Annotated in this window: 23 protein-coding genes; 15 read left to right on the top strand and 8 right to left on the bottom strand. The window is 68.6% G+C overall.

Annotated elements, in window-relative coordinates; all coding sequences use genetic code 11:
* Position 1 precedes the first annotated feature (1 nt).
* The 6 genes from OC534_RS02985 to OC534_RS02960 all read left to right on the top strand — a co-directional run bounded on the left by OC534_RS02985 (position 2) and on the right by OC534_RS02960 (position 6,099).
* On the top strand, positions 2-388 hold the full coding sequence (locus OC534_RS02985; protein ID WP_017357249.1) for a VOC family protein: 387 nt from the start codon (positions 2-4) through the stop codon (positions 386-388).
* Positions 389-579: 191 nt separating this feature from the next.
* Positions 580-1,473, top strand: coding sequence for a hydroxymethylglutaryl-CoA lyase (locus tag OC534_RS02980; RefSeq protein WP_136004001.1), 894 nt, complete (start codon positions 580-582; stop codon positions 1,471-1,473).
* Entirely contained in the window at positions 1,470-4,079 is a 2,610-nt protein-coding gene (locus tag OC534_RS02975; protein WP_017357251.1) for an EAL domain-containing protein, read from the top strand. The genes OC534_RS02980 and OC534_RS02975 overlap by 4 nt, the downstream gene beginning before the upstream one ends.
* Before the next feature lie 33 nt (positions 4,080-4,112).
* Entirely contained in the window at positions 4,113-4,883 is a 771-nt protein-coding gene (locus OC534_RS02970; protein WP_136003997.1) for an SDR family NAD(P)-dependent oxidoreductase, read from the top strand.
* A gap of 66 nt (positions 4,884-4,949) precedes the next feature.
* Positions 4,950-5,516 carry an elongation factor P-like protein YeiP gene (gene yeiP / locus OC534_RS02965; RefSeq protein ID WP_017357253.1) on the top strand — a complete coding sequence of 189 codons (567 nt, stop codon included), beginning with the start codon at positions 4,950-4,952 and terminating at the stop codon, positions 5,514-5,516.
* Positions 5,491-6,099, top strand: a complete 609-nt coding sequence (locus OC534_RS02960; protein ID WP_262071350.1) for a hypothetical protein — start codon at positions 5,491-5,493, stop codon at positions 6,097-6,099. The genes yeiP and OC534_RS02960 overlap by 26 nt, the downstream gene beginning before the upstream one ends.
* Positions 6,100-6,111: 12 nt before the next feature.
* Here OC534_RS02960 and OC534_RS02955 read toward each other — a convergent pair whose 3' ends face one another.
* The 4 genes from OC534_RS02955 to OC534_RS02940 all read right to left on the bottom strand — a co-directional run bounded on the left by OC534_RS02955 (position 6,112) and on the right by OC534_RS02940 (position 11,664).
* Positions 6,112-6,846: an MliC family protein gene (locus tag OC534_RS02955; protein ID WP_026070960.1), complete on the bottom strand. Its 735-nt coding sequence runs from the start codon at positions 6,844-6,846 to the stop codon at positions 6,112-6,114.
* Between the two features lie 96 nt (positions 6,847-6,942).
* Complete coding sequence (locus tag OC534_RS02950) at positions 6,943-7,332, bottom strand: nuclear transport factor 2 family protein (RefSeq protein ID WP_136003993.1); 390 nt, start codon at positions 7,330-7,332, stop codon at positions 6,943-6,945.
* Position 7,333: 1 nt separating this feature from the next.
* Positions 7,334-10,447, bottom strand: coding sequence for a multidrug efflux RND transporter permease subunit (locus OC534_RS02945; protein WP_262071349.1), 3,114 nt, complete (start codon positions 10,445-10,447; stop codon positions 7,334-7,336).
* A gap of 65 nt (positions 10,448-10,512) precedes the next feature.
* On the bottom strand, positions 10,513-11,664 hold the full coding sequence (locus tag OC534_RS02940; protein WP_026071000.1) for an efflux RND transporter periplasmic adaptor subunit: 1,152 nt from the start codon (positions 11,662-11,664) through the stop codon (positions 10,513-10,515).
* A 127-nt stretch (positions 11,665-11,791) separates the two neighbouring features.
* Here OC534_RS02940 and OC534_RS02935 point away from each other — a divergent pair, with 127 nt between their 5' ends.
* Together OC534_RS02935 and OC534_RS02930 are read left to right on the top strand one after the other, a co-directional pair.
* On the top strand, positions 11,792-12,541 hold the full coding sequence (locus tag OC534_RS02935) for a response regulator (RefSeq protein ID WP_017357425.1): 750 nt from the start codon (positions 11,792-11,794) through the stop codon (positions 12,539-12,541).
* Entirely contained in the window at positions 12,541-13,608 is a 1,068-nt protein-coding gene (locus OC534_RS02930; RefSeq protein WP_136003987.1) for an ATP-binding protein, read from the top strand. The genes OC534_RS02935 and OC534_RS02930 overlap by 1 nt, the downstream gene beginning before the upstream one ends.
* Here OC534_RS02930 and OC534_RS02925 read toward each other — a convergent pair.
* The 3 genes from OC534_RS02925 to OC534_RS02915 form a co-directional block, all read right to left on the bottom strand.
* Positions 13,586-15,406, bottom strand: coding sequence for a DUF4105 domain-containing protein (locus OC534_RS02925; RefSeq protein WP_153164208.1), 1,821 nt, complete (start codon positions 15,404-15,406; stop codon positions 13,586-13,588). The genes OC534_RS02930 and OC534_RS02925 overlap by 23 nt on opposite strands.
* Positions 15,406-15,702: a DUF2388 domain-containing protein gene (locus OC534_RS02920; RefSeq protein ID WP_017355453.1), complete on the bottom strand. Its 297-nt coding sequence runs from the start codon at positions 15,700-15,702 to the stop codon at positions 15,406-15,408. The genes OC534_RS02925 and OC534_RS02920 overlap by 1 nt, the downstream gene beginning before the upstream one ends.
* 61 nt (positions 15,703-15,763) lie before the next feature.
* Entirely contained in the window at positions 15,764-17,152 is a 1,389-nt protein-coding gene (locus OC534_RS02915) for an FAD-binding oxidoreductase (RefSeq protein ID WP_017355454.1), read from the bottom strand.
* Positions 17,153-17,330: 178 nt separating this feature from the next.
* Here OC534_RS02915 and serA point away from each other — a divergent pair, with 178 nt between their 5' ends.
* A complete protein-coding gene (gene serA / locus OC534_RS02910) occupies positions 17,331-18,572 on the top strand; it encodes a phosphoglycerate dehydrogenase (protein WP_017355455.1) in 1,242 nt (413 codons plus the stop codon).
* A gap of 283 nt (positions 18,573-18,855) precedes the next feature.
* On the opposite strand, the gene OC534_RS02905 is transcribed toward serA, so the two are convergent.
* A complete protein-coding gene (locus tag OC534_RS02905) occupies positions 18,856-19,437 on the bottom strand; it encodes an NUDIX hydrolase (protein WP_017355456.1) in 582 nt (193 codons plus the stop codon).
* Between the two features lie 184 nt (positions 19,438-19,621).
* Between OC534_RS02905 and OC534_RS02900 the strand changes: the two genes are divergently transcribed.
* The 6 genes from OC534_RS02900 to OC534_RS02875 all read left to right on the top strand — a co-directional run bounded on the left by OC534_RS02900 (position 19,622) and on the right by OC534_RS02875 (position 25,332).
* A complete protein-coding gene (locus OC534_RS02900) occupies positions 19,622-21,100 on the top strand; it encodes an amino acid permease (protein ID WP_136003984.1) in 1,479 nt (492 codons plus the stop codon).
* Positions 21,101-21,185: 85 nt separating this feature from the next.
* A complete protein-coding gene (locus tag OC534_RS02895; protein ID WP_136003982.1) occupies positions 21,186-22,613 on the top strand; it encodes an amino acid permease in 1,428 nt (475 codons plus the stop codon).
* Between the two features lie 349 nt (positions 22,614-22,962).
* Complete coding sequence (locus tag OC534_RS02890) at positions 22,963-23,601, top strand: methylthioribulose 1-phosphate dehydratase (protein ID WP_017355459.1); 639 nt, start codon at positions 22,963-22,965, stop codon at positions 23,599-23,601.
* A 150-nt stretch (positions 23,602-23,751) separates the two neighbouring features.
* A complete protein-coding gene (locus tag OC534_RS02885) occupies positions 23,752-24,309 on the top strand; it encodes an acireductone dioxygenase (RefSeq protein ID WP_017355460.1) in 558 nt (185 codons plus the stop codon).
* 3 nt (positions 24,310-24,312) lie between these two features.
* Positions 24,313-25,011, top strand: coding sequence for an acireductone synthase (gene mtnC / locus OC534_RS02880; protein ID WP_017355461.1), 699 nt, complete (start codon positions 24,313-24,315; stop codon positions 25,009-25,011).
* Between the two features lie 36 nt (positions 25,012-25,047).
* A complete protein-coding gene (locus OC534_RS02875; protein ID WP_017355462.1) occupies positions 25,048-25,332 on the top strand; it encodes a hypothetical protein in 285 nt (94 codons plus the stop codon).
* Positions 25,333-25,346 lie beyond the last annotated feature (14 nt).

Here is a 25,346-nt window from a genome sequence, read left to right as displayed (position 1 = left end):
CATGCTCGACCACATTGGAATCCGCTGCGCCGACTTCGCCCGCAGCCTGGCCTTCTTCCAGCAGGCGCTGGCCCCGCTCGGCATCGGCGTGGTGATGCAGGTCAGCGCCGCCCAGACCGGCGACCACGACCATGCCGGCTTCGGCCGCACCGGCAAGCCGGACTTCTGGATCGGCAACGCCCCCGGCGCCCACGGCGGCGTACACGTGGCCTTCAGCGCCGACAGCCGCGCCGAGGTTGACGCCTTCCACCAGGCCGCATTGGCCGCCGGCGGGCGCGACAACGGCGCTCCCGGCATCCGCGAGTACTACCACCCCGATTACTACGGGGCGTTCGTGCTCGATCCGGACGGCAACAATATCGAAGCGGTGTGCCACCGCCCGGCCTGACCCACCCGCCGGCCGCGCCGGCGGCCGCGCCATTCACCGCGGGCTGGCCGCTTTGCCGCCCATCCCGCGTACCCCCTTTCGTGGCCCGCCGGGGAACGTGGGCCACCCTTGCCTGCCAGGACTCTACGTGACTTCTCCCCTGACCCGCGCTCTCCCGGTTGCCCGCCCCGTCCCGTCACGGGAGCGCGCGCATGGATGATTTCGTCCGCATCGTCGAGGTCGGCCCGCGCGACGGGTTGCAGAACGAAGCCCAGCCGGTGGCAACCGCCGACAAGATCGAGCTGATCCGCCAGTTGTCCCTTACCGGCCTGCGCACCATCGAGGCGACCAGCTTCGTCAGCCCGCGCTGGGTGCCGCAACTGGCCGACGCCGCCGAGGTCTATCAGGGCATCGACCGCCTCCCCGGCATCGCCTACCCGGTACTGGTGCCCAACGAACAGGGCTACGACCGTGCCCGTGCGGTGGGCGTGGACGAAGTGGCAGTGTTCACCGCTGCGTCGGAAACGTTCAACCGCACCAACACCAACGCCGGCATCGACGAGTCGCTGGCACGCTTCGCGCCGATCCTGGAACGCGCCCGCGCCGACGGGGTCAAGGTCCGCGGCTACGTCTCCACCGTGCTGGGATGCCCGTACCAGGGCGAGGTGCCGGTGAGCGAGGTGGTGCGCGTGGCCACTGCGCTGTACGCGATGGGCTGTTACGAAATCTCGCTGGGCGACACCATCGGCGTGGGCACCCCGCGCAAGGCCCGCGCGATGCTGCATGCGGTCGCGGCCGAGCTGCCGATGTCGGCCCTCGCCGTGCACTTCCACGACACCTATGGCCAGGCCCTGGCCAACATCGACGCCTGCCTGGACGAAGGCGTGCGCGTGGTCGATTCTGCCGTGTCCGGCGCGGGTGGCTGCCCGTACGCCAAGGGCGCCAGCGGCAATGTCGCCAGCGAGGATGTGGTGTATCTGCTGCACGGCATCGGCATGCGCACCGGCATCGATCTGCCGGCACTGGCGGCCACCGGCCGCTGGCTCGCGGCGCGGCTGGGCCGCGACACCGGCAGCAAGACCGGGAAGGCGCTGGCGGCCACATGACCCGACGCAGCCCGCGCAAGGACGCTGCGGTCGGTGATCATCTCACCGCCCACGTCGACGCGCTGGCTGCGCTGGACCGCGCCCTGGCGCAGGCACCGCCTGACGCACTGCGCCAACTGCTGGAAGTGGCGCAGGCCGCCCTGCAGGAAGCGATGGACGAGCGCCAGCTCGCCCTGCGCCGCTATGCCGCGCTGTTCGACGCGGTGCCCGACCCGGTCAGCATCCTCAGTGAAGCGGGCGTGGTACTGGACCTCAACCACGCCGGCGTGCGTGCCTACGGGCGCAGCCGTGAGGACATCATCGGCCAGCCGATCGAACTGCTCAATCCGGACCTGCCCAGCGACCACCTTGACCCCGTCTGGGAGGCGCTGCATCGCGGGGAAACCTACGTCATCGAAGTCACCAACATGCGCGGCGACGGCAGCCGCTTCCCGGTGGAGGTGCACTCGGCCGGCTTCGAGCACCAGGGCGAACACTGCATCGTCGCCGTCGCGCGCGACCTCAGCAGCCGCTGGCAGGCCGAGTCGCGCTACCGCCTGCTGATGGAATCCATCGACAAGGGCGTGATCCTGTTCGATCGCCAGCTGCGGGTGGTGTCGGCCAACCCTGCCGCGCACCGCATCCTGGGCATTCCCGGCAACGGCAACAGCCTCCAGGCGATGCTCTGCCCGGAGGACTGGATCAGCGTGGACGAGCATGGGCATCCGCTCACCCGGGAGCAGTGGCCGGCGGCGGTCTCGCTGCGCACCGGGCGGATCATCCGCAGCACCATCGTCGGGCTGTACCACCGGCCGCGCGGCCGGATGATCTGGATCTCGACCACCAACGTTCCGGTCTACGGCAACGGCCGCGACAGTCCCGACCATGTCTTCGGGCTGTTCAGCGACATCACCGAGCTCAAGCGCAACAACACCCTGTTCGACCGCGCGCAATCGCTGGCCCATATCGGCGGCTGGGAGTGGGATCGCGGCCTGCAGCGGCTGTACCTCACCGACGAGGCCACCCGCATCCTCGGCCAGGAGCCGCCGCTGCAGGACATGGCCCAGCTGCTCGACTGCCTGCGCCTGAACGACCGCTCGCTGCTGCAGCAGGCCCTGCTCGATGTGATCGACAAGCAGGCACCCTTCGAGCTGGAACTGCAGGGCCAGCGCAGCGACGGACATACCTTCTGGGTGCGCATGATCGGCGAGGCAGAGGCCGGCGACGTCAACGCCGCGCGCATCGCCGGCACCGTGCAGGACATCACCGCGCGCAAGCAGGCCGAGGAAACCCTGCGCATCCAGGCGCGTACCGACCCGCTGACCGGCATCATGAACCGCGACGCGGTGCTCAACGATCTCGCCGCACGCATGTCCAATCCGACCCATTGCCGGGTGGCGGTGCTGTACATCGACCTGGACCGCTTCAAGACCGTCAACGACCTGCTTGGCCACAACGCCGGTGACGAACTGCTGATCGACGCCACGCGCCGCATCGCCACGGCGATCGGCACCGAAGGGCTGGTGGCGCGCTTCGGTGGTGACGAGTTCCTGGTGATCTGCGACACCCGCGACCAGCACGACCAGCCCGAGCGCCTGGCCGACGCGATCACCCAGGCATTCAGCACGCCGTTCCGCTTCGGCAGCGACGAGTTCGCAGTCACCGCCAGCATCGGCATCGCCCGCGCACCGCAGGACGGACTGCGTCCGCAGCAGCTGATCCAGAACGCGGACATCGCCATGTACGACTGCAAGCGCCGCACCCGCAACGGCTGGCAGGTGTTTTCCCCGGAACTGGCGCAGCGCCAGCATGATCGCCTGCAGATCGAAAGCCGCCTGCACCGGGCGCTGGACGACGACGAGTTCCACCTGGTTTACCAGCCGCAGGTGGACCTGCGCAGCGGCCAGCTGGTGGCCGCCGAGGCGCTGATCCGCTGGCGCAACACACAGCTGGGCGAACTGCGCCCGGACATCTTCATCGGCCACGCCGAGAGCACCGGCGACATCGTGCGGATCGGCCTGTGGGTGCTGCGCGAGGCCTGCCGCCAGGTCCGCCAGTGGCAGGATGACGGGCTGGGGATCGTGCGGGTGGCGGTGAACGTCTCCTACCGCCAGTTCGTCGGCGAGGACCTGGCCCGCAACGTGCGCCAGGTGCTCGATGAGTTCGGCCTGCCCGGCAGCGCGCTGGAGCTGGAGTTCACCGAGCGGGTACTGATCGAGGATGCACCGGACACCCTGCAGACCTTCGCCCGGCTGCGCGAGATGGGCGTGCTGCTGACCATTGACGACTTCGGCGAAGGCTACAGCGCGCTGAACTACCTGCGCCGGCTGCCGATCCACGGCCTCAAGCTGAGCCAGCTGTTCGTCGAGGGCGTGCCCGGCAACCGCTCGGACGTGGCGGTGTGCGAGGCGGTGTGCGGCATCGCCCGCAGCCTCGGACTGGGACTGGTGGCCGAGGGCATCGAGTCCGAACAGCAGCGCCACTTCCTGCAGGCGCTGGGGGTATCGGTCGGCCAGGGCTTTCTGTTCGCCCCGGGCCTGCCGCCGGATGAGTTCGCCCGCCGCCTGGCCGCGCGCGCCGCGCCGGCGGTGGCGGTGCACAACGGCGAAACCGGCCGCATCCGCTAGAATCGGCGCTTCCAGACTCCACAGGTACGCGCAATGCAGCTGTCTTCCGTCCGCGCCGTCATCACCGGCGGCGTTTCCGGCCTGGGCCTGTCCGTGGCCCGTCACCTGGTCGCCCACGGCGGCAAGGTGGCCCTGTTCGACCTCAACGACGACAAGGGCGCGGCCGCCGTTGCCGAACTCGGCGACGCCCATGCGCGCTACTTCACCACCAACGTCAGCGACGAAGCCGCCGTGGTGGCCAATATCGATGCCGCCCACGACTTCCTCGGCGGGCTGAACGTGGCGATCAACTGCGCCGGCATCCTCGGCGCCGGCCGCGTGCTGGGCAAGGAAGCGCCGATGCCGCTGGCCAACTTCCAGGGCACTGTGATGGTCAACCTGGTCGGCAGCTTCAACGTCGCCAAGGCCGCCGCCAACCGCATGCAGCACAATCCCGCCGGCGACGACGGCGAGCGCGGCGTGATCATCAACACCGCCAGCGTGGCCGCCTACGAAGGCCAGATCGGCCAGGCCGCCTATGCTGCCTCCAAGGGCGGCGTGGTCGGCATGACCCTGCCGATGGCGCGCGAGCTGTCGCGCTTCGGCATCCGCGTGATGACCATCGCGCCGGGCATCTTCTGGACCCCGATGGTCGATGGCATGCCGCCGGCCGTACAGGAATCGCTGGCCGCGTCGATCCCGTTCCCGCCGCGCCTGGGCAAGCCGGAGGATTTCGCCGGCCTGGTCGGCCATATCCTCGGCAATACCTACCTCAACGGCGAAACCATCCGCCTCGATGGTGCGGTGCGCCTGGCACCCAAGTAACATCCGCGCCACCCTCCGGGCGTCCTCGCGGGCGCCCGACACCTCCACGAACCGACCGTCACTCCCATGAAAGCCAACGACATCAAGAAAGGCAACGTCGTCGAATACAACAACGGCGTCTACCAGATCCGCGACATCGAACGCAGCTCGCCGCAGGGCCGCGGCGGCAATGTGCGCTTCCGCTTCATCATGTACAGCGTGCCGGGCGGCAACAAGCTCGACGCCAGCTTCGATGCCGACGACAACCTGCCCGAAGTCGAGCTGCTGCGCCGCCAGTCCACCTATTCGTACAAGGACGGCGACGCGTTCGTGTTCCTGGACGACGAGGACTACACCCCCTACACCCTCGATGCCGATGTCATCGGCGATGACGCCGGTTACATCACCGATGGCCTGAGCGGCATCTACGTGCAGGTGATCGACGAAACGCCGGTGGCCGTGCAGTTGCCCACCAGCGTGGTGCTGGAAGTGATCGAAACGCCGCCGGAGCTCAAGGGTGGCACCGCCACCAAGCGCCCGAAGCCGGCCAAGCTCAACACCGGTATCGAGATCATGGTGCCGGAGTACATTGCCAACGGCGAACGCGTGCTGGTCAACACCACCACCGGTGAATTCGCCGGCCGTGCGGACTGAACGCCTCGTTCTGACCGCCTGCCTGTCCCTGCTTGCGGCGTGCGCGCCGCGGGCGGCGGACAGCGCCGACGAAGGTGCCGACGCGGTGGTGGAGACGCGACCTGCGGACGAGGTGGCGACAGCAGCCCACGTGCCACTGCCAACCGATGCCGTGCCTGATCTCGACCCCGCACCGGACAGCGCCGGCGCCACCATCGGTGGCGATGCGTCCGGCATGCCCGACAGCCGCGAACAACTGGATCGCGCCCGCGCCGAGGCCGGATGCGACATTCCCGAAACCGTCTACGACCTCAACGACATCCGCGTGTACTGCGCGCTGCCAGCAGACGCGCGCGCCTTTCTCGAGCGCGAGAACACCTGCCAGCACGTTGCTGGCGAAGAGGCCTATGACGAGGCCCGTGGCAGAGAACTGGCCGCTGCCGCAGAAGCCTTCTGCAACGGACGCGAACGCCTGTTCGCCGGCCTGTTGGACGCCCACGGTGACGACTGCAGCGTCCGCCTCCTTCTTCTCGACGTGGGCCGGCGCTACGACCTGCTCACCGGCGTGCCGCCGGACGACTGCCCGCCCGGCATTTCCCGCTGAGACCGGTGCCGGTCAGGGCCGCGCCGCCAGCGACGGAGCGCCGGCGAAGTCGCCACAGCCGTGGTACTGGCGCGCGCCTACCGTCAGCATCGCGGTGGCACCGAAGGCCTGGCCGCTCATGTCGTCCTGGCACACGGTGCGCTGGAAGGTGAGTTTGATGTCGGTCCCATCGGCCGCCTTGCCCGACCAGCCATCCCTGCCCTGCGTGGGCGTGGCGATCTCGAAGGTGCGCTGCCCGTAGTCGGTTTCCACCCGCAGATGCGGCGAGGCGCCATCGGCCACCACGGCCAGCCAGCCCGGTTCGTTGCCGGTGGCGCGGAACACCATGCCGGTCGCTGCGGTCGACGGCGGCGCCGGCACAGCGTCTTCCCCGCCCGGGCCGGTGCAGTTGCGATCCGCCTCGCCCTTCAGCGACAGGACGCCCTCGGTGGTGCCCTTGGTCCAGAACACGTTGCCCTCGCCGTCGCCGTACTTTGCGCCGGACGCCGCAGGCTGGGACGACATCGCGAACGTCCGCTCGCCGGCGACCACGGTCGCCGCATCCTCGCCCCTGTAGGTCGCCCGCACTGCAAGATCACCGCACTGGAAGGCATAGGTGCGCGCATCGGTGGTTGCGGTCGCGGCCGGCGGCGCATCGGTGCTGCCCGCTGCGGGATCGACCGTGCCCGCCGGTGTCTGCTGCGCCGGCTGGCAGGCCGCCAGACCGAGCACGATGGCCACACTCAACAGTCCCTGGGGTGCACGCATGTTCGACTCCTTGCAGTTGTTCCACTCAACACCCGATGCTAGCGCGCCCCCACCCGGGGGAGGTGAAGCGGCGGTGACTCGCCGGACCCCGCGCACTCAGGTGTCGCGGGCCGGCAGCATCCCCACCGAGAGCAGGTGGACACCGGCAGGCGATGAACAGCGGGCCCACACCCGCAGCAGCCGCAGGCGACGCAGCTGCTCGCCACCGTCGGCTATGCAGGTCAGGGACACGTCGCTGGCAGCGAGCAGCAACTGTCCGCAGGCCAGGTACTCGATGGCGCTCTGCTCGATCGCCACCACCCGCAGGCGACGCGCGGCCCACGCCTCCAGGCAGGGATGCGCGCCCTGCCAGTGGCCCGCCGCATCGGTGAAGAACAGCGACGGCGACAGCCACTGCCGCGCCGCCTCGACATCCTGCGCCAGCAGTGCGTGGCGCAGCCCGGCTTCGGCCCGCGCGGTGCGCTGCTCGATCCCATCCACAGTCATCTCACCCTCCCCGGTGTCGTCGCCACGGCCAGCGCCAGCGGCGCATGCCCTGCACCAGCACATAGAACAGCGGCACGAAGAACACGGCCAGCACGGTGCCCGTCAGCATGCCGCCGAACACGCCCGTGCCAATCGCATGCTGGGTTTCCGCCGATGCACCGGAGGCCAGCATCAGCGGCACCACGCCCAGCGCGAACGCCAGCGAGGTCATCAGAATCGGCCGCAGCCGCAGCCGCGCCGCTTCCACTGCCGCCTCGACCACGCCGCGCCCCTGCTGCTGCAGCTGGCGGGCGAACTCCACGATCAGGATCGCGTTCTTGGCCGACAGGCCGATCACTGTGATCATGCCTACCTTGAAGAACACATCATTGGGCAGGCCGCGCAGCAGCACCGCCGCAACCGCGCCCAGCAGCCCCAGCGGCACCACCAGCATCACCGCCGCCGGAATCGACCAGCTTTCGTACAACGCCGCCAGCACCAGGAACACCACCAGCATCGACAGCACCAGCAGCCACGGTGCCTGTGCGCCCGATGCCTGCTCCTGCAAGGACTGGCCCGTCCATGCCAGCGCGAAGCCGGCCGGCAGCTGCCGGGCCAGCCGCTCCATTTCGGCCATCGCCTGGCCGCTGGAGGTGCCAGGCGCGGCGTTGCCGGACACACTGAGTGCCGGAAACCCCTGATAGCGCTCCAATTGCAGCGGCGTCTGCGACCATACCGGCGTGACCACTTCGGACAACGCCACCATGCCCCCCGTGGCGTTGCGCACGTGCAGCGCCAGCACATCCTCCACCTGCATCCGGTGCGGCGCGTCGGCCTGCACGATCACCTGCTGCATGCGCCCGGCATTGGGGAAGTCGTTGACGTACTGCGAGCCCAGCGCCGCCGACAGTGTGTCGCTGATGCGGGTGAAGCCCACGCCCATCGCTTCGGCCTTGTGGCGATCGATCTCCAGCCGCACGGTACTGCCAGCCGGCAATCCCTCGGCATGCACATCGCGCAGCAGCGGGCTCTTCACCGCCAGCGCCAGCAGGTGCTGCAGCGCCGCCTGCAGCTGTGCGTGGTCCTGACCGGCACGCGCCTGCAGCCGCAGCTCGAAGCCCGATGACGTACCCAGGCTGTCGATCGCCGGTGGCATCACGCTCATGATCTGCCCCTCGGGCGCGGCAGCCATCGCCGCCTGCGCGCGCTGCACTTCGTCGCCCGCGCTGGCACCATTGCGGGCGCTCCAGTCCTTGAGCATGGTGTAGGCCAGCGCCGCGTTGGGGCCGGAGCCGGCAAAGCTGTAGCCCATGATCGACTGGTTGGAGGCGATCCCCGGACGCGAGGCGACGTGCGCTTCGTAGCGCTTCACCACCTCCAGCGTGCGCTCGGCGGTGGCATCGGCGGGCAGCTGGATCGATGTCATGAAATAGCCCTGGTCTTCCTCGGGCAGGAACGCCCCCGGCACCAGGTGCAGCCCCAGGCCAAGGGCAACCACCAGCGCGACGAACACGGCCATGCCGCGACCGCCACGCTGCAGAATACGCACCACGCGACGCTGGTAGCCGGCCGTCATCCGCTCGACACCGCGGTTGAACCACCCGAAGAAACCGCTGCGTCCATGATGGCCGCGGGTACTGGCGCTGAGCAGCGTCGCGCACAGGGCCGGGGTCAGGCTCAGGGCGAGGATGGCCGAGAACAGGATGGACACCGACATCGCCAGCGTGAACTGGCGGTAGATCGCGCCGACCGATCCATCCGCGAAGGCCATCGGAATGAACACAGCGGTCAGCACCAGGGTGATGCCGATCACCGCGCCGGTCAGCTCCTTCATCGCCTTGGCCGTGGCCTCGCGCGGCGGCAGGCCTTCCTCGGCCATGATCCGCTCTACGCCTTCCACCACCACGATCGCATCGTCGACGATGATGCCGATCGCCAACACCATGCCGAACATGGTCAGCACGTTGATCGACACGCCCGCCGCCAGCATCACCGCGAACGTGCCAAGCAGCGCGATCGGCGCCACGATGGCCGGGATCAACGTGTAGCGGATGTTCTGCAGGAACAGGTACATCACCGCGAACACCAGCACCATCGCCTCGATCAGCGTGATCAGCACCTGGCGGATGGAGATCTCCACGAATGGGGCGGTGTCGAACGGCACCGTCGCCTCCATGCCTGCCGGCAACGTCGGCGCCAGCTCGGCGATGCGCGCCCGTACCGCCCGCGCGGTGCGCACCGCGTTGGCGCCCGGCGACAACTGGATCGCCGCCGCTGTGGCCGGCACGCCGTCCTCGCGGGTGGACCACGCATAGCTCTGCGCGCCCAGTTCGACCCGCGCCACGTCGCCGAGCACCACCGTGCCGCCGTCGGCACGGGCGCGCAGCACGATCGCCGCGAACGCGGCCGGCGTGGTCAACTGGCCCTCGGCCGTCAGCGGGATCGTCACCCGCTGGCCCGGCAGCGCGGGCGAGTCGCCGACGCGGCCCGGCGCGATCTGCACATTCTGCGCGGCGATCGCCTGGGCAAGGTCGTCCAGCGTGAGGCTGTACGCGGTGAGCTGCGACGGGTCCACCCAGATCCGCATCGCGCGCTCGGCACCGAACAGCTGCACGCGGCCGACCCCGTCGATGCGGCGCAGCTCGTCAACGATGTTGCGCGCCATGTAGTCGCTCAGGTCCACCTCGTCCAGGCGTCCGTCCACCGATTTCAGGCCGACCAGCATCAGGAAGCCCGAATCGGCCGCTTCCACCGTCAATCCGTTCTGGCGCACCACCTGCGGCAACCGTGGCTCGATCGCCTTGATCCGGTTCTGCACATCCACCTGCGCCAGTTCCGGGTCGGTGCCCGGGCGGAACGTCGCCGAAATAGTGGCCTCGCCGGAGGTGTCGGTGGACGAGGAGAAGTACAGCAGGTGTTTGACGCCCGACAGCTCGCGCTCGATCAGTCCGACCACGGCATCGTTCATGGTCTGCGGCGTTGCGCCGGGGTAGCTGGCGTAGATGCTCACACTGGGCGGCGCAACTGCCGGATAGCGTTCGATGGCCAGCCGGGGAATCGCCAGCACGCCGGCGAGCACTACGAAAATGGCCAACACCCAGGCAAATACCGGGCGATCAATGAAAAACTGGGGCATGCAACGTCCTTTGCACATCGGGCAGGCGCTGGCGCGCCTGTTCCGACGGGGTCAGCCGGGGGAAATCAGGGCGCGCCCAGCGCGCCCGTCGTCTGTGGGTGTTTCCAGGGCCTGGCATCGACCACCACGCCTTCCTGCAGGCGCTCCTGGCCTTCCACCACCACGCGTTCGCCGGCATGCAGGCCGTGCTTGACCACGTACTGGCGTTCGACCTGGCCGTCGATCTCGACGGTGCGGATCACCGCTTTGCCATCCTTGCCGATCACCCATGCGTAGGCCTGCCCGCCGGTACTGCGCAGCACCGCCTGCTGGGGCAGCAGCAGCGCCGCCGGCTGCACGCCGCGTGGCACCCGGGCGCGCACGAACATGCCGGGCAGCAGACGCCGTTCGGGATTGTCGACCACGATGCGCAGCACGATGTCGCCCGTTTCGGCATCCACGTTGATCCCCGAGAACAGGATCCTGCCCTTCTCCGGGTAAGCCTGCCCGCCACTGCCCAGCAGCGTCACCGGCAGGCCCGTGGCCTTGTCGAGCTGACCGGACACCACGCTGCGCTGGATGCTCTCCAGCATCGAGGCCGGCTGCCGCACATCCACGTACACCTGGTCCAACTGCTGCACCACCGCCATCGGCGTGGCATCGCTGGCGGTCACCAGCGCGCCCTCGGTGACCAGCGCCTGGTCGATGCGGCCGTCGATGGGAGCATCGACTGTCGCATAGCGCAGATCCAGCCGACGTCGTGCGAGCGTGGCGCGTGCCTGGGCCACATCGGCAAGCGCCTGCTGATGCTCGGCGCGTGCGTCGTCGCGGGCCTGGTGGCTGACCACCTGCGCCGCCGCCAGCGACTGCAGCCGTTCGGACTGCACGCGGGTACGCGCCAGGGTCGCCTCGCTGCGCTGGAGCATCGCCGCCGCGCTGTCGACCTCGGCATGGAACGCGGCAGGGTCGATCTGGAACAGCGGCGTACCGGCCTTGACCTCGGCTCCCTGCTCGAACAACCGCTTGAGCACGATCCCGCCCACCTGCGCGCGGATCTGCGCGGTGCGTACCGCGGCCACCCGGCCGGGCAGCTCATCGTCGAGCTGGACGATCGACGGCGACAGCGTCGCCACCGTGACCGCAGGCGCCGCGACGGCAGGCACGTCTTCCCTGGAGCAGGCCGTGGTCACGGCCATGATCGCCGCGCAGGCGGCGGCGCAAATCCTGTTGGTCTTCATCTGCAGCACACGGGCCGGATCACCGGCTGAAATCATGAATGGCCAAGTCTGCGTGGAGCACGTGGGGTTTCGATGGAGGAAATGTGGAGATACGATGGAGCGCTAAGCACCTTCCGGCCCTGCCTGCATGCACGCCACCGATTCGCCCCGCGCCAGCCCCGCGCGCTGGGACCGCTCCCTCCACGCGCTGGTCCTGATCGTCGAAGACGAGCCGGAGATCGCCGACATCGTGGCCGCCTACCTGGAACGTGAAGGTCTGCGCACGCTGCGCGCGCAGGACGGGCTGGCCGCGCTGGCCCTGCACCGGAGCGCGCGCCCGGACCTGATCCTGCTCGATGTGCAGATGCCCGGCATGGATGGCTGGACGGTGCTCAACACACTGCGCCAGCGCGGCGATACCCCGGTCATCATGCTGACCGCGCTGGACCAGGACCTGGACAAGCTGACCGCGCTGCGCATGGGCGCCGATGACTACGTGGTCAAACCGTTCAACCCGGCCGAAGTGGCCGCGCGGGTACGGGCGGTGCTGCGGCGTACGCTCAACCAGCGCGCGGCAGGCGCCTCCGGCGTGCTGCGCGTGGCCAACCTGGTCATCGATGCGGAGAACCACCAGGTCCATGTGGAAGGCGACGGCTACAGCCACGAACTGCTGCTGACGCTGACCGAGTTCAAGCTGCTGCACTGCATGGCACTGGCGCCGCTGCGCATCTTCAGCCGCAGCGAACTGATGCACGAATGCCTGCCGGAGAGCGAGGCGTTGGAACGCACGGTGGACAGCCACGTCAGCAAGCTGCGGCGCAAGCTCGACGAGGTCGGCCTGGAGAACGTGCCGGCCAGCGTGCGCGGCGTCGGCTACCGCCTGGCGGCGGATCGCTGATGCGCCGGTCCGGGCTGAGCCGGCACATCGTGGTGTCGATGTCGCTGATGGCGCTGTCGGTGATCGTGATGGTGATCCTCAGCTCCTATGTGCTGTACGCCATCCTGGTGACCTTCTATCCGGGTGCCACCGAGGAGCCGGCCAGCTGGGCGCCCAGCGGCCCCGAACTGGTGTGGATGGCCGGGGTGACCCTGATCGGGCTCGGACTGGCGATCGCTGCTTCGGTGCGGTTGTCGCAACGCATCCTGGGGCCGCTCAATTCGGTGGTGGACAGCATCCGTCGTCTCGCCAATGGCGATCTCGGCGCACGCGCCGCCGCCAGCCACCACTCGCTCGGCGAGGTCGCGCTGCTGGTGGACGACTTCAACGCGATGGCACGGCGGCTGCAGAACATGGATGCCGACCGGGTCATGTGGCATGCGGCGATCGCGCACGAACTGCGCACCCCCGTGACCATCCTGCGCGGTCGGCTGCAGGGGCTCGCCGAGGGCGTGTTCGCGCCCGACGAAGCGCAGTTCCGCAGTTTGCTGGCACAGGTGGAAGGGCTGTCACGGCTGATCGAAGACCTGCGCGTGCTGAGCCTGGCCGACAGCGCGCGCCTGGATGTGCGCCGTGCGCGCAGCGACGTGGTCCAGGAGGTGCATTCGGTGATGACCCTGGTCGACCCCGGCTTCCGCACCGGCGGCTTCGTGCTGGAGCTGGAAACCTCACGCGGCGAGCACCCGGCGCACTGCGATCCCACCCGCGTGCGCCAGGCCCTGATGGCGCTGCTGGAGAACGCCCGCCGCTACGCCACGCCGGGACGCGTGCGCATTGCCGTGCACGACACCGCCACCCACGTGGAGATCGCCGTCGACGACGAAGGCCCGGGCGTCGACCCGACACTGAGCGCGCACATCTTCGACCCGTTCATGCGCGGCGACGGCTCGCGCTCGCGTCAACGGGGCGGCAGCGGCCTGGGATTGGCCGTGGTCAAGGCCATCGCCGATGCGCATGGCGGCCAGGTCTGGTGCACCGCCAGCGCGCTCGGCGGTGCACGGTTCGTCATCGCATTGCCGCGCCAGTAGCGGTCTCGGCCTGCGCCAGCCGGCGCATGCGGTCGCCCAGGCGCGCCAGGCTGGCGTCGATGGTGTCCAGTTCCCGCTGCTGCGCCGGCGGCAACCGGGCCCGCATCTGCTGCTGCAGCGCGGTCCACGCCGGGATTCCGCGGGCGCTGATGCGTGCGGCGGCGGCGGCCGCCTCGGCGCGCTCGGCCGCCATCGGCAGCCCGTAGCCGCCGTCGTCCACCAGCGCCGCCGGACTGACCAGCTGGCCGGTATCGCGGAGCAGCGCAAGCAGGGTGTCGCGGGCGGCATCGATGCTCTCGCCAGGGCGCCCCAACGTGTGTTTCAGCCGGTCGCGGGCGCGCAGCTCCTCGCGATGGCGGGCAGCCTGTTCCAGCAGCAACAGCGCCGAGGTGGCACGCAGCCCGCCCTGCTCTATCCAGCGGGCGCGCTCACTCGCCGGGCGCTGCAGCCACGCCGCGACCGCATCGGTGTCCAATGGCAGCTCCTGCCGCGCCACATCGAACAGCTGCTGGTAATGCGTCTGGGCGGACGCGAAGTAATACCCGTTGCGGGTGGCCGCCGCACGGTCGTCCAGCACCGAACGGTCTGCCAGACCCTGCCGTTCCAGCCGGGTCAGCAGACCGCGTGGCGTGATCCGGTTGAGTCCCGGCGACGCCAGCCGCGGCACGCCTTCCTGCAGCAGCTTGCCGGTCTCCACGGCGCAGTTGTTGCTGACGAACAGATAGCGGCCGTCATAGCTCCAGTGCACCTGCGCGACCCGTTCGAGCAGTGTGGCGATCTCCGCGCGGTCCAGCCGCAGCGGCACCGAGGACAGGCCACGCAGTTCCAGCTGCGTGTACTCGTTGACCACTTGATTCAGTGGCAGCACGAACAGACGCGAGGGATAGGAGCCGGTCAATCCGCGCCAGCTGGAGATCTGCACGTCACCCACGAACGCACGGAACGACAGCACGCGGTGATACGACAGATCCATGCGGCATGCCGGTCCAGGCACACGGCCGGGGGCGCACACGACCAGCCGCAGCATGCTGTGGCCCCAGCGGCTCATCAGCTGGTCATTGCCTTCGGCCAGCAGGTAGTCCACCGCGTAGATGCGCGCGGGGTCCAGTTCCAGCAGCGATGCCGCCCCCGTGGCGTCGTCGGCCTGCACCAGCGGCAGCCGCACGTCGCAGTCGGGCGCGTCGGCGCGGGCCCCCAGGTGTCCGGCAAACCAGGCCTGAAGCGCGGGGCGTCGGCACGCATAGTCCGGGTCCAGCAGATAGTGCTCGGCGTTCACCGCCAGGAACTCGGCCGGGCTGGCGCGCTCGTAGGCGTCGGGGCTGCGCGCACTGAAATGATTGCCGGTGCGCCCCCAGCGCCACGGCCGCTGCTGCCAGCCGGCCAGGTCGCGCCAGCGCGCGCTGCGCGACCAGCCACCGGCATCGGCGCGGTCCAGCACGTGGGTGAGTTCATGGATCAGCGCCGCCTGCACGGCGCGCGGCAGCGGCTGCCCGTCCTCCACGGCGTCGAGCAGCGAACGCTTCAGTGTGATCGCGCCGTTGCGCGCACGGCCGTGCACGCGGTCCGGCAGCGTGTCCGACCAGCGCACCGGCACGGGCGCATCGAAGCGGGCCTGCCAGTCGGCAGGCAGTCGGACCTGCACCGCTGCCAGGACACGTTCGGCCGCCTTCGCCTGCCGGGCGTCCAGTCCCTGCGGGTCGAGGTCCAGCTGCAGCGCCGCCTGGGCCAGCGGCGCGAGCAGCAGCGCGGTCAGGACCGTCCAACGCCAGCGACGGGCCGGACCGCGCACGCTGGACATCAGCGGGCCAGCAGCGCCTTGGCCAGGGCCATGTCGCTGACCTGGCGCTGCGTTGCATCGCGTTCGCGCACATGCAGCAGTGCCGCTTCCAGGCGGGCGCCACGGATGGCGCCGTCGGTGGCGACAAACGCCGCGGCATCGTCGCGCGCATCCAGCACGACCTTGTCGTCACTCGAACTGGACGAGCCGGCCGACGACGCACCGGACGCCGAACCGGCGGAGCTGCCAGCGAAACTGGACGCCAGCGCCGACAGCGGCAGGGCGAGGACGGCGAGAAGCAGGATCGGACGCATCATCAGGGTGTCGTTCGGGTAGGAAAACGCAGAGCGTATAGGCTGCGTGAAGATCTGTCGCGCGTCAGAGGTCGAACACCTTGCCCGGATTCAGCAGCCCTTGGGGATCAAACGCATGTTTGACCGCCTTCATCAGCGCGATCTCGGGCGCGCTGCGGGTGCTGTCCAGGTAGCCCTTCTTGACCAGTCCGATGCCGTGCTCGGCCGAAATGCTGCCATCGAAACGCGCCAGCACCTGCGCCAGCAGCCTGGTTACATGCTCGCACTGGGTCAGGAACTCGGCATCGCTGGTGGCGTCGGGCTTGAGCACGTTGATGTGCAGGTTGCCGTCGCCGATGTGGCCGAACCACACCACGTCGAAATGGGGGTAGGCCTGGCCGATCAGCGCCTGCGTTTCGGCCATGAAGGCGGGCATCGCCGAGATCCGCACCGACACGTCATTCTTGTACGGCTTGTAGCGCGCCACCGCTTCGGTGATGCCCTCGCGCAGCCGCCACAACTGCGCCGCCTGCGCCTCGCTCTGGCTGACCACGCCATCGCTGACCCAGCCCTGCTCCATGCACGCTTCGAACGCCGCCATCGCCGCCGCTTCCTGCACCTCGTCGCCGGCGGCGAACTCGGTGACCACGTAGAACGGATGCACCTCGGCGAATGGCGCCTGCGCGCCATGCGCGAGTACATGCGCCAGCGCGCGGTCGGTGAAGAACTCGAAGGCCTGCAGCTGCAGGCGGTCGCGGAACGCGGCGAACACCTGCATCAGCACGTCGAAACTCGGCAGCGCCAGCAGCATGACGTTGCTGGCCGGCGGAGGATCGGCAAGCCTGAGCGTCGCCTCGACGATCACGCCCAGCGTGCCCTCCGATGCGATCAGCAGCTGGCGGAAGTCATAGCCGCTGGAGTTCTTGATCAGGCCCTTGTTGAGTTCGAGCAGCTGGCCGTCGGCGGTGACCACCTTCAGGCCGGCGATCCACTCGCGGGTGTTGCCGTAGCGGATCACCCGGATGCCGCCGGCATTGGTGGCGATGTTGCCTCCGATCGAACACGAGCCGCGCGCGGCGAAATCCACCGGATAGATCAGCCCGTGTTCCCGTGCCGCGTTGTGCACGGCCTCCAGCGCCATGCCCGCCTGCACCGTGAGCGTGCGGTCCACTGCATCGAAGGCCAGCGCCTTGTTCATGCGCTCCAAGCTCAGGACCAGCTCGCCGTTGGCCGCCACGGCGCCGCCGGAGAGGCCGGTGCGGCCGCCCGACGGCACCACCGCCACGCGGTGCGCCGACGCCCAGCGCAGGATGGCCTGCACCTCCTCGACACTGCCGGGCAGCGCGATCGCCAGCGGCGACGGCACCCAGCGCCGGGTCCAGTCCCGCCCGTAGTGCTCCAGGTCGCCCGCGTCCGTCGTGAGCCGCAGCCCGGGGCAGTCCTGCAGCAGGGAAGAAAGGCGCGGGTCGGTCATGGCGTCGGCACGGAACGGGGGAAGCCCAAAAGGGTAGCAGACCGCCCTGCGCCGGCTGCATTCCGGGCCACCCGATAGGTGCATCTGAAACCATCGTCGCGCCCTTTGGCGCACTGCACAATCGCGCCCGGGTTCTGGCATAGTTGGCGGCTCCCGTCCTACATGCTGCCGCTCGCCCATGTCGCCGAAGAAGACCTCGTTCCCGAAGCAGGATATCCGCGTGCTGTTGCTGGAGGGGGTGAGCCAGACCGCGATCGACGTGTTCACCGCCGCCGGGTATTCGCAGATCGAACAGCACACCAAGGCGCTGCCCGAGGACGAGCTGAAGGCCCGCATCGCCGAGGCCCATATCGTCGGCATCCGCTCGCGTACCCAGCTCAGCGCCGAGGTGCTGGCCCATGCCAAGCGCCTGATGGCCGTGGGCTGCTTCTGCATCGGCACCAACCAGGTGGACCTGGAGGCGGCCGAGCTGGCCGGCATCCCGGTGTTCAACGCCCCCTACTCCAACACCCGCAGCGTGGCCGAACTGGTGATCGCCGAGGCGATCATGCTGACCCGCGGCATTCCGCAGAAGAACGCCGAGTGCCACCGGGGCGGCTGGTCCAAGTCGGCCGCCGGCAGCCACGAAGTCCGCGGCAAGACGCTGGGCATCATCGGCTACGGCCACATCGGCACGCAGGTCGGTGTGATGGCCGAGGCGATGGGCATGCAGGTAATCTTCCATGACATCGAGACCAAGCTGTCGCTGGGCAATGCCCGCGCGGCGATCGACCTGGACGACCTGCTGGCGCGGGCCGACATCGTGACCGTGCACGTGCCGGAAACGCCGGCCACGCAATGGCTGATCGGCGCCGACCAGCTGGCGCGGATGCGCCCTGGCGCACACCTGATCAATGCCGCGCGCGGGACCGTGGTCGACATCGACGCACTGGACGCGGCGCTGCGCAGCGGCCACATCGGCGGCGCGGCGCTGGACGTCTTCCCGGTCGAGCCCAAGGGCAACGGCGATGCGTTCGTGTCGCCGCTGACCGCGCACGACAACGTGATCCTGACCCCGCACGTGGGTGGCAGCACGCTGGAGGCGCAGGACAACATCGGCGTGGAAGTGGCCGCCAAACTGGTGCGCTACAGCGACAACGGCAGCACCCTCTCGGCGGTCAACTTCCCCGAGGCCACCCTGCCCGAGCACGCCGACAGCCTGCGCCTGCTGCACATCCACCAGAACGTGCCGGGCGTACTGTCCAAGGTCAACGAGATCTTCTCGCGCCTCAACGTCAACATCGACGGCCAGTTCCTGCGCACCGATTCCAAGGTGGGTTACGTGGTGATCGACATCACCGCCAGCGAAGAACAGGCGGGCGCGGTGCGCGAAGAGCTCGCGGCCATTCCCGGCACCCTGCGCACCCGCGTGCTGTACTGACGCCGCACCGGATACCCGGGGACGCCGCCGCGTAGCGCCGGGTTCAGCCCGGCTGACGGCTGCCGGTGGTGCTTCCGCGTCCGGTCAACGGCAGCCGGGCAGAGCCCGGCTCTACGGAGTGGACCGCAATTCCAGACGCGCGCACGCGGGAGGTCGCCGGCAGTTCCAACCGAACGGCCGCGGGAGGTCCCAGCAATTCCAGACGCGCGGACGCGGGAGGTCGCCGGCAATTGCGGGCGGGGGCGCGAGGTGGCCGGCGAGTGCAGGCGTGCCGAGTCCGGCGCTACCGCGCCAACCAGCGCTTGGCCATGCGCGGCAGCGAGTCGTCGCCGTCCGGCGTCTCGATCATGGCGGCAGCCACGTCACGGATATCGCGCCAAGCCAACGCCAGCGACTCCTCGCTGACCGCGAACTGTTCGCTGCCCAGCGCCCGGACGACGTAGCGGGCGTCGTAGTGCCAGTGCCCCGGCACGTCCTTCCGTTCCGGAATCCAGTGCCTGTCGATGTCGAACAGGACGCCATCTTCCAGCACCAGCGCGCTCAGCCCGGACTCTTCCTCGGCCTCCTTCAGCGCCACCTGCGCCAGGTCGCGCTCGCCATCGGCATGCCCACCCAGCTGCAGCCAGCGGTCCAGCTTGCGGTGGTGGGTAAGCAGCACGCGCTCCCCGTCGGCGCTGACCAGCCACGCGCTGCCGGTGAAATGGCCGGACAGCCGCTCGCGCAGGAAGGGGTTCTCCGGGTCATCCAGCACTGTGCCGAATTCGGCAGCCAATGCGGCGTGTTCCGGGTGCCGGCGCGCGTAATCAGCCAATTGGCGGCGCAGCGCGGCGTCAGCAACGACAACGGATTCAGGGTTCAGCGACATGGTGGGCCGGGGATGGGACGGAATCTGCCGATTATCTCGCGCCCATGCTGCATTTGAGCTTGTGCGCAGGCTTCAGCTTTGGCTAAGGTACAGCGGGCCCCGCATCGCAGGGGCGCCCAGTCGCCATCAGGGGGCGCGGCAATGTACCGCGCACCTCACCTTTGTTCACTTAGGGAAGCACTGCATGCTGAAGTCTCTGTTGAGGGTCAAACCGGTCGCACCGGCACCGCACGTCGATGCCGGCGAGCCCATCGAAGGCAGCCTGGACGGCGAGCCCACACTGAAACGGACCCTCACAGCCAAACATCTCATCATGCTCGGCATCGGCGCGGTGATCGGCGCCGGTATCTTCGTACTGACGGGCCAGGCCGCCGCCAACCATGCCGGCCCGGCCGTGATGCTGTCGTTCGTGTTCGCTGGCTTCGCCTGTGCCCTGGCCGGCCTGTGCTACGCCGAGTTCGCGGCGATGATGCCGGTGTCCGGCAGCGCGTACTCCTATTCCTACGCCACCCTCGGCGAAGGCATGGCCTGGTTCATCGGCTGGTGTCTGGTGCTCGAGTACCTGTTCGCATCGGCCTCGGTCGCGGTGGGCTGGTCGGCGTACCTGATCAGCTTCATCACCACCACGTTGAACATGCCGTTCCCCGACGCGCTCAGCGCAGCGCCCATCGCATGGACCGGGAATGAGTTCATCGCCTCGGGCAAGCTGTTCAACCTGCCTGCGGTGCTCATCGTGGCGGCCGTGACCGGCCTGCTGTATGTCGGCGTGACGCAGTCGGCTTTCGTCAACGCGATCATCGTTGCGATCAAAGTCACCGTGATCTGTCTGTTCATCGGCTTCGGCGCAGCGCACCTGGACCCGGCCAACTGGCAGCCGTTCATCCCGGAAAACACCGGCGTGTCCGGCGAGTTCGGCTGGAGTGGCGTGTTCCGCGCGGCGACGATCGTGTTCTTCGCCTACATCGGCTTCGATGCGGTCTCCACCGCTGCCGGCGAGACCAAAGACCCGCAGCGCAACATGCCGATCGGCCTGCTGGGTTCGCTGGCGGTGTGCACGATCGTGTACATCATTGTGTGTGCGGTGCTGACCGGCATGATGCCCTATCACCTGCTGGGTACCGACAAGCCGGTCGCGACCGCCCTCGAGCCCTATCCCACGCTGTCCTGGCTGAAGACCGCTGTCGAGATCGGCGCCATCGCCGGCCTGTCCTCGGTGGTGCTGGTGATGATGATGGGCCAGACCCGGATCGCCTACACCATTTCCCGCGACGGCCTGTTGCCGAAGATCTTCGGCAAGGTCCATACCCGCTTCCGTACGCCCTACTGGAGCACCGTGATCGTGGGTGTGATCGCGGCAGCGCTCGCCGGCATGGTGCCGCTGAACGTGCTCGGCGAGCTGGTGTCGATGGGCACGCTGCTGGCCTTTGCCACGGTCTGCATCGGCGTGCTGATCCTGCGCTATACCCGCCCGGAGCTGCCGCGTCCGTTCCGCGTGCCGCTGGTGTGGGTGATCTGCCCGTTGGGCGCGCTGGCCTGTCTTTTCCTGTTCTGGCAGGCGTTCGTGGTGCATTGGCACCTGTTTGTGGGCTGGACGCTGCTGGGCCTGTGCATCTACTTCGGCTACGGCATCCGCAACAGCAAGCTGAACAAGCCCTCCGCCTGATCGCTGCCGGGCCGGCCCAGTGCCGGCCCGGTCGTTTCTGCTCCATCGCGCGCGTTCTGCCGCGCCAACCAAGACACTCAACACCATGTTCAAGCAACTGTGGGCCACCAAGCATCCGCACGCCGCCCATGAAGACGCCAATGGCCTGAGCCTGCGCCGCACCCTCGGGCCGTGGGGCCTGACCGCGCTGGGCATCGGCGCGGTGATCGGCGGCGGCATCTTCGTGATCACCGGCCAGGCCGCCGCCAACCACGCCGGCCCGGCGATCATGCTGTCGTTCGTGCTGGCCGCGATCTGCTGCGCGTTCTGCGCAATGGCCTACGCCGAGTTCGCCGCGATGGTGCCGGTGTCCGGCAGCGCCTACACCTATACGTATGCCACCTTCGGCGAGCTGTCGGCCTGGTTCATCGGCTGGATGCTGGTGCTGGAGTACGGCGTTTCCGCCTCGGCAGTGGCGGTGAGCTGGACCGGCTACTTCCTGAGCCTGCTCAGTCATTTCGACATCCATCTGCCTGCGGCGCTGGTCAGCGCGCCACTGGACGCCCAGCTGCGGCCGACCGGGGCGATCGCCAACCTGCCGGCGGCGATCCTGGTGCTGCTGCTGACCTGGCTGTGCTACGTGGGCATCAGCAAGTCCTCGGCGATGAACATGGCGATGGTGGTGCTCAAGACCGGCCTGATCGTGCTGGTGATCATCGCCGGCTGGAAGTACGTGGACCCGGCCAATTGGACCCCGTTCATTCCCGACAACGAGGGCCCCGGCAAGTACGGCTTCGAAGGCGTCCTGCGCGGCGCGGCGATGGTGTTCTTCGCCTACATCGGCTTTGAGGCGGTGTCGGTGGCCGCGCAGGAATCGCACCGGCCGCAGCGCGACATGCCGATCGGCATGCTGCTTTCGCTGGTGATCTGCACGGTGCTGTATATCGCGATGGCCGCCGTCATGACCGGCCTGGTGCCCTATCCGCTGCTGGGCACCGACGAGCCGGTGGTGACCGCGGTGGCCGCGCATCCGCAACTGGGCTGGCTGCGCATCATCGTGGAGATCGGCGCACTGATCGGCCTGTCGTCGGTGGTGCTGGTGATGATCATCGGGCAACCGCGCATCTTCATGATCATGGGCCGCGACGGCCTGCTGCCGCCGGTGTTCACCAAGATCCACCCGACCTACCGCACCCCGCACATCAATACGGTGATCACCGGGATCGGCATCGCCCTGCTGGCGGCGCTGTTCCCGCTGGACATCCTGGGCGAGCTGACCTCGATGGGCACCCTCATCGCCTTCGCTGCGGTCTGCGCGGGCGTACTGATCCTTCGCCGCACCCAGCCGGACCTGCCGCGCCCGTTCCGCATGCCGATGGCCTGGCTGATCTGCAGCCTGGGCGTGCTGAGCTGCATCGCGCTGCTGACCGCCATGACCGCGCACAACTGGATGCTGATGGGCGTCTGGACCGCGCTCGGCTTCGCCATCTACTTCTTCTACGGCTTCCGCCACAGCCGCCTGCGCGGGAAGTAAGGGGAAGAGGGACTGCCGGGCCTGCGGCCCGGCCCCCGCTGTTTTGGCAACAGCCAGAACCGGAGCCGGAGCATTGGCTCGACCGTTGGGGTCGGTTTGGCGGGGCGGTATGAAGTCGCGGGGGACGCCGTGAATACGTGCATAGCAACGGCTAAGGCAGCAGGTTTGAGATCTGCTGGAGAGCGCTGGATGTCTGCTGGAACGCTGGATATCCGGTGTGTGGCGACCGTTGGTCGCCACGCCGTGGAGCCGGCTGGCCGCCGGCTCTGCCCTTCCCCCGATCCCCCCAATGCCGGCACTCGCCTCAGGACGCCCTGCTTTTAGCGCCTCATCTAGCTAAAATGCCGGCATGAACAACACCCCCTACGACACCGCGCGCCTGGGCGAGCTGGCCCAGCTGTTGATCGACAACGTCCGCGAGCTGGCGCAGGCCGGCTGGACCCCGGCCACCAGCAGCAATTTCTCCCACCGCCTGGATGACCGCCACGCCGCGATCACCGTGTCCGGCAAGGACAAGGGGCGGCTGGTGAAGGACGACATCATGGTGGTGGACTTCGACGGCAAGGCCGTCGGCCGCCCGCTGCGGCCCTCGGCCGAGACCCTGCTGCACACCCAGCTGTACCGCCGTTTCCCGGAGATCGGCTGCGTGCTGCATACCCATTCGCCGGTGCAGACCGTCGCCTCGCGCCTGTATGCCCCGCAGGGCCACATCCGCCTGGAAGGCTACGAACTGCTCAAGGCCTTCCACGGCAACAGCACCCACGACATGGCCATCGACGTCCCGGTGTTCGCCAACACCCAGGACATGGACGTACTGTCCGCCCAGGTCGAGGACCTGCTGGACCGGCAGTGCCTGTGGGGCTATCTGATCGACGGCCACGGCCTGTACGCATGGGGCCGCGACATGCCCGAGGCGCGCCGTCACCTGGAAGCGTTCGAGTTTCTGCTGCATTGCGAACTGGAGCTGCGCAAGCTGCGCGGGCCCTGATCGACACCGCGTCGCCCGGGACGCGCCAGGGCCGGCCGGCGCTACCGATGCGGCGGCCGGGATGCTGAATTCCAGGACAGGCTGTCGGGTTGCCGGGCAGAGCCCGGCACTACACACTGTTGCCCCCCCCTCGCCGTTCAAGCTGCCGCCATGAGCCGACTGCGCATTTACGACCACGATGTTCCCGACGCCCCGCTGCTGGACACCCAGGACGGCGAGCGGATTGCCGATGCGCTGCAGAAGATCGGCGTGACCTTCGAACGCTGGCAGGCCGCCCATGAGGTCGCCCCCGGTGCCAGCCAGGACGAGGTCTTTGCCGCCTATCGCAGCGACATCGACCGCCTGGTGGCCCAGCACGGCTTCAAGAGCGTGGACGTGGCCTCGATCGCCCCGGACAACCCCAACCGCGCCGAGCTGCGCAGGAAGTTTCTGGACGAGCATTTCCACAAGGAAGATGAAGTCCGTTTCTTCGTCGCCGGCTCCGGCCTGTTCACCCTGCACGTGGACGACAGGGTCTACGAGATCGAGTGCGTCAAGAACGACCTGATCGCCGTGCCGGACGGCACCCCCCATTGGTTCGACATGGGCGATGAGCCCAGCTTCGTCGCGATCCGCTTCTTCACCGAGCCGGACGGCTGGGTCGGCCACTTCACCGGCACCGACATCGCGCAGAAGTTCCCCCGTTACATTCCGACCAAGGCGTCCTGATCCATGCCCCACCCCACCGTCATCCTCACCGACATCGAAGGCACCACCAGCAGCATCTCGTTCGTCAAGAACGTGCTGTTCCCGTATGCGCGCAAGGCACTGCCGGCGTTCGTCGCCGCGCATGGCCAGCAGCCGGAGGTGCGTCGCTGGCTGGATGCGGTGGCGGCGGAGATCGGCGGTGCCTGCCAGGACAGCCTGATCGTGGAAACCCTGCAGGGCTGGATCGACCAGGATCGCAAGCACACCGCGCTGAAGGCGCTGCAGGGCATGATCTGGGAGAGCGGCTACCGCAACGGCGACTACAAGGCCCACTTCTACCCCGACGTGGCCGCCGTCCTGAAGGGCTGGCACGCCGAAGGCAAGCCGCTGTACGTGTACTCGTCCGGGTCGGTGCCGGCGCAGAAGCAGTTCTTCGGCTTCAGCGAGGCCGGCGACCTGACCGGCCTGGTGTCGGGCTGGTTCGATACCGAAGTGGGCGGCAAGCGTGAGGCCGACAGCTACCGCACCATCGTCAAGGCCATCGGCGTGCCCGCCGCCCAGATCGTGTTCCTGTCCGACGTGGTCGAGGAACTGGACGCGGCGCGCGAGGCCGGGCTGCAGACCCGTCTGCTCGACCGGCTGGACGACTACCCGATGCCGCGCAGCGGCGAGGCCACCCACGGCCACGAGCGCGTCGAGAATTTCCAGCAGATCGCGCTCTGAGCCGATCTGCCAGCGTCTACACGGAGCACAACAGAGATGGATATTGATTTCATGGTCGGGACCACGCCGGTCAAGCTCACCCGCGACTGGTTCTGGGGCGGGATGAAGCTGGTCAGCGCCGATGAGACCGTGTGGGTCCAGCACCCGGCACACCCGGGCACGCATTTTTCCTTTACCACCACCCAGTCCTGGCTGCGGCGCATCGCCGGCCAGGAGGTGATCGTGGAAAAAACCCGCTCGATCCTGTTCGCGGCCTTCCGCGAACAGCGTTTCCGCGTGCTGGTCAACGGTATCGAAGTGGTCAACCGCAGCGGCATGTAGGCCGCTGCGGCGGC

It is taken from the genome of Stenotrophomonas sp. Marseille-Q5258, assembly GCF_946900935.1.
Classification (GTDB): Bacteria; Pseudomonadota; Gammaproteobacteria; order Xanthomonadales; family Xanthomonadaceae; genus Stenotrophomonas; species Stenotrophomonas nematodicola.
This window is presented reverse-complemented; position numbering and strand designations above follow the sequence as displayed.

Bases quoted from the DNA above. Each gene is read 5' to 3' on its own strand.
- OC534_RS02920 (WP_017355453.1), bottom strand. From the start codon at position 15,702: ATGATGCGTCCGATCCTGCTTCTCGCCGTCCTCGCCCTGCCGCTGTCG.
- OC534_RS02955 (WP_026070960.1), bottom strand. From the start codon at position 6,846: ATGCGTGCACCCCAGGGACTGTTGAGTGTGGCCATCGTGCTCGGTCTG.
- OC534_RS02975 (WP_017357251.1), top strand. From the start codon at position 1,470: ATGACCCGACGCAGCCCGCGCAAGGACGCTGCGGTCGGTGATCATCTC.
- mtnC (WP_017355461.1), top strand. From the start codon at position 24,313: ATGCCCCACCCCACCGTCATCCTCACCGACATCGAAGGCACCACCAGC.
- serA (WP_017355455.1), top strand. From the start codon at position 17,331: ATGTCGCCGAAGAAGACCTCGTTCCCGAAGCAGGATATCCGCGTGCTG.
- OC534_RS02905 (WP_017355456.1), bottom strand. From the start codon at position 19,437: ATGTCGCTGAACCCTGAATCCGTTGTCGTTGCTGACGCCGCGCTGCGC.
- OC534_RS02885 (WP_017355460.1), top strand. From the start codon at position 23,752: ATGAGCCGACTGCGCATTTACGACCACGATGTTCCCGACGCCCCGCTG.
- yeiP (WP_017357253.1), top strand. From the start codon at position 4,950: ATGAAAGCCAACGACATCAAGAAAGGCAACGTCGTCGAATACAACAAC.
- OC534_RS02945 (WP_262071349.1), bottom strand. From the start codon at position 10,447: ATGCCCCAGTTTTTCATTGATCGCCCGGTATTTGCCTGGGTGTTGGCC.
- OC534_RS02980 (WP_136004001.1), top strand. From the start codon at position 580: ATGGATGATTTCGTCCGCATCGTCGAGGTCGGCCCGCGCGACGGGTTG.
- OC534_RS02935 (WP_017357425.1), top strand. From the start codon at position 11,792: ATGCACGCCACCGATTCGCCCCGCGCCAGCCCCGCGCGCTGGGACCGC.
- OC534_RS02930 (WP_136003987.1), top strand. From the start codon at position 12,541: ATGCGCCGGTCCGGGCTGAGCCGGCACATCGTGGTGTCGATGTCGCTG.
- OC534_RS02950 (WP_136003993.1), bottom strand. From the start codon at position 7,332: ATGACTGTGGATGGGATCGAGCAGCGCACCGCGCGGGCCGAAGCCGGG.
- OC534_RS02895 (WP_136003982.1), top strand. From the start codon at position 21,186: ATGTTCAAGCAACTGTGGGCCACCAAGCATCCGCACGCCGCCCATGAA.
- OC534_RS02925 (WP_153164208.1), bottom strand. From the start codon at position 15,406: ATGTCCAGCGTGCGCGGTCCGGCCCGTCGCTGGCGTTGGACGGTCCTG.
- OC534_RS02970 (WP_136003997.1), top strand. From the start codon at position 4,113: ATGCAGCTGTCTTCCGTCCGCGCCGTCATCACCGGCGGCGTTTCCGGC.
- OC534_RS02940 (WP_026071000.1), bottom strand. From the start codon at position 11,664: ATGAAGACCAACAGGATTTGCGCCGCCGCCTGCGCGGCGATCATGGCC.
- OC534_RS02875 (WP_017355462.1), top strand. From the start codon at position 25,048: ATGGATATTGATTTCATGGTCGGGACCACGCCGGTCAAGCTCACCCGC.
- OC534_RS02985 (WP_017357249.1), top strand. From the start codon at position 2: ATGCTCGACCACATTGGAATCCGCTGCGCCGACTTCGCCCGCAGCCTG.
- OC534_RS02915 (WP_017355454.1), bottom strand. From the start codon at position 17,152: ATGACCGACCCGCGCCTTTCTTCCCTGCTGCAGGACTGCCCCGGGCTG.
- OC534_RS02890 (WP_017355459.1), top strand. From the start codon at position 22,963: ATGAACAACACCCCCTACGACACCGCGCGCCTGGGCGAGCTGGCCCAG.
- OC534_RS02900 (WP_136003984.1), top strand. From the start codon at position 19,622: ATGCTGAAGTCTCTGTTGAGGGTCAAACCGGTCGCACCGGCACCGCAC.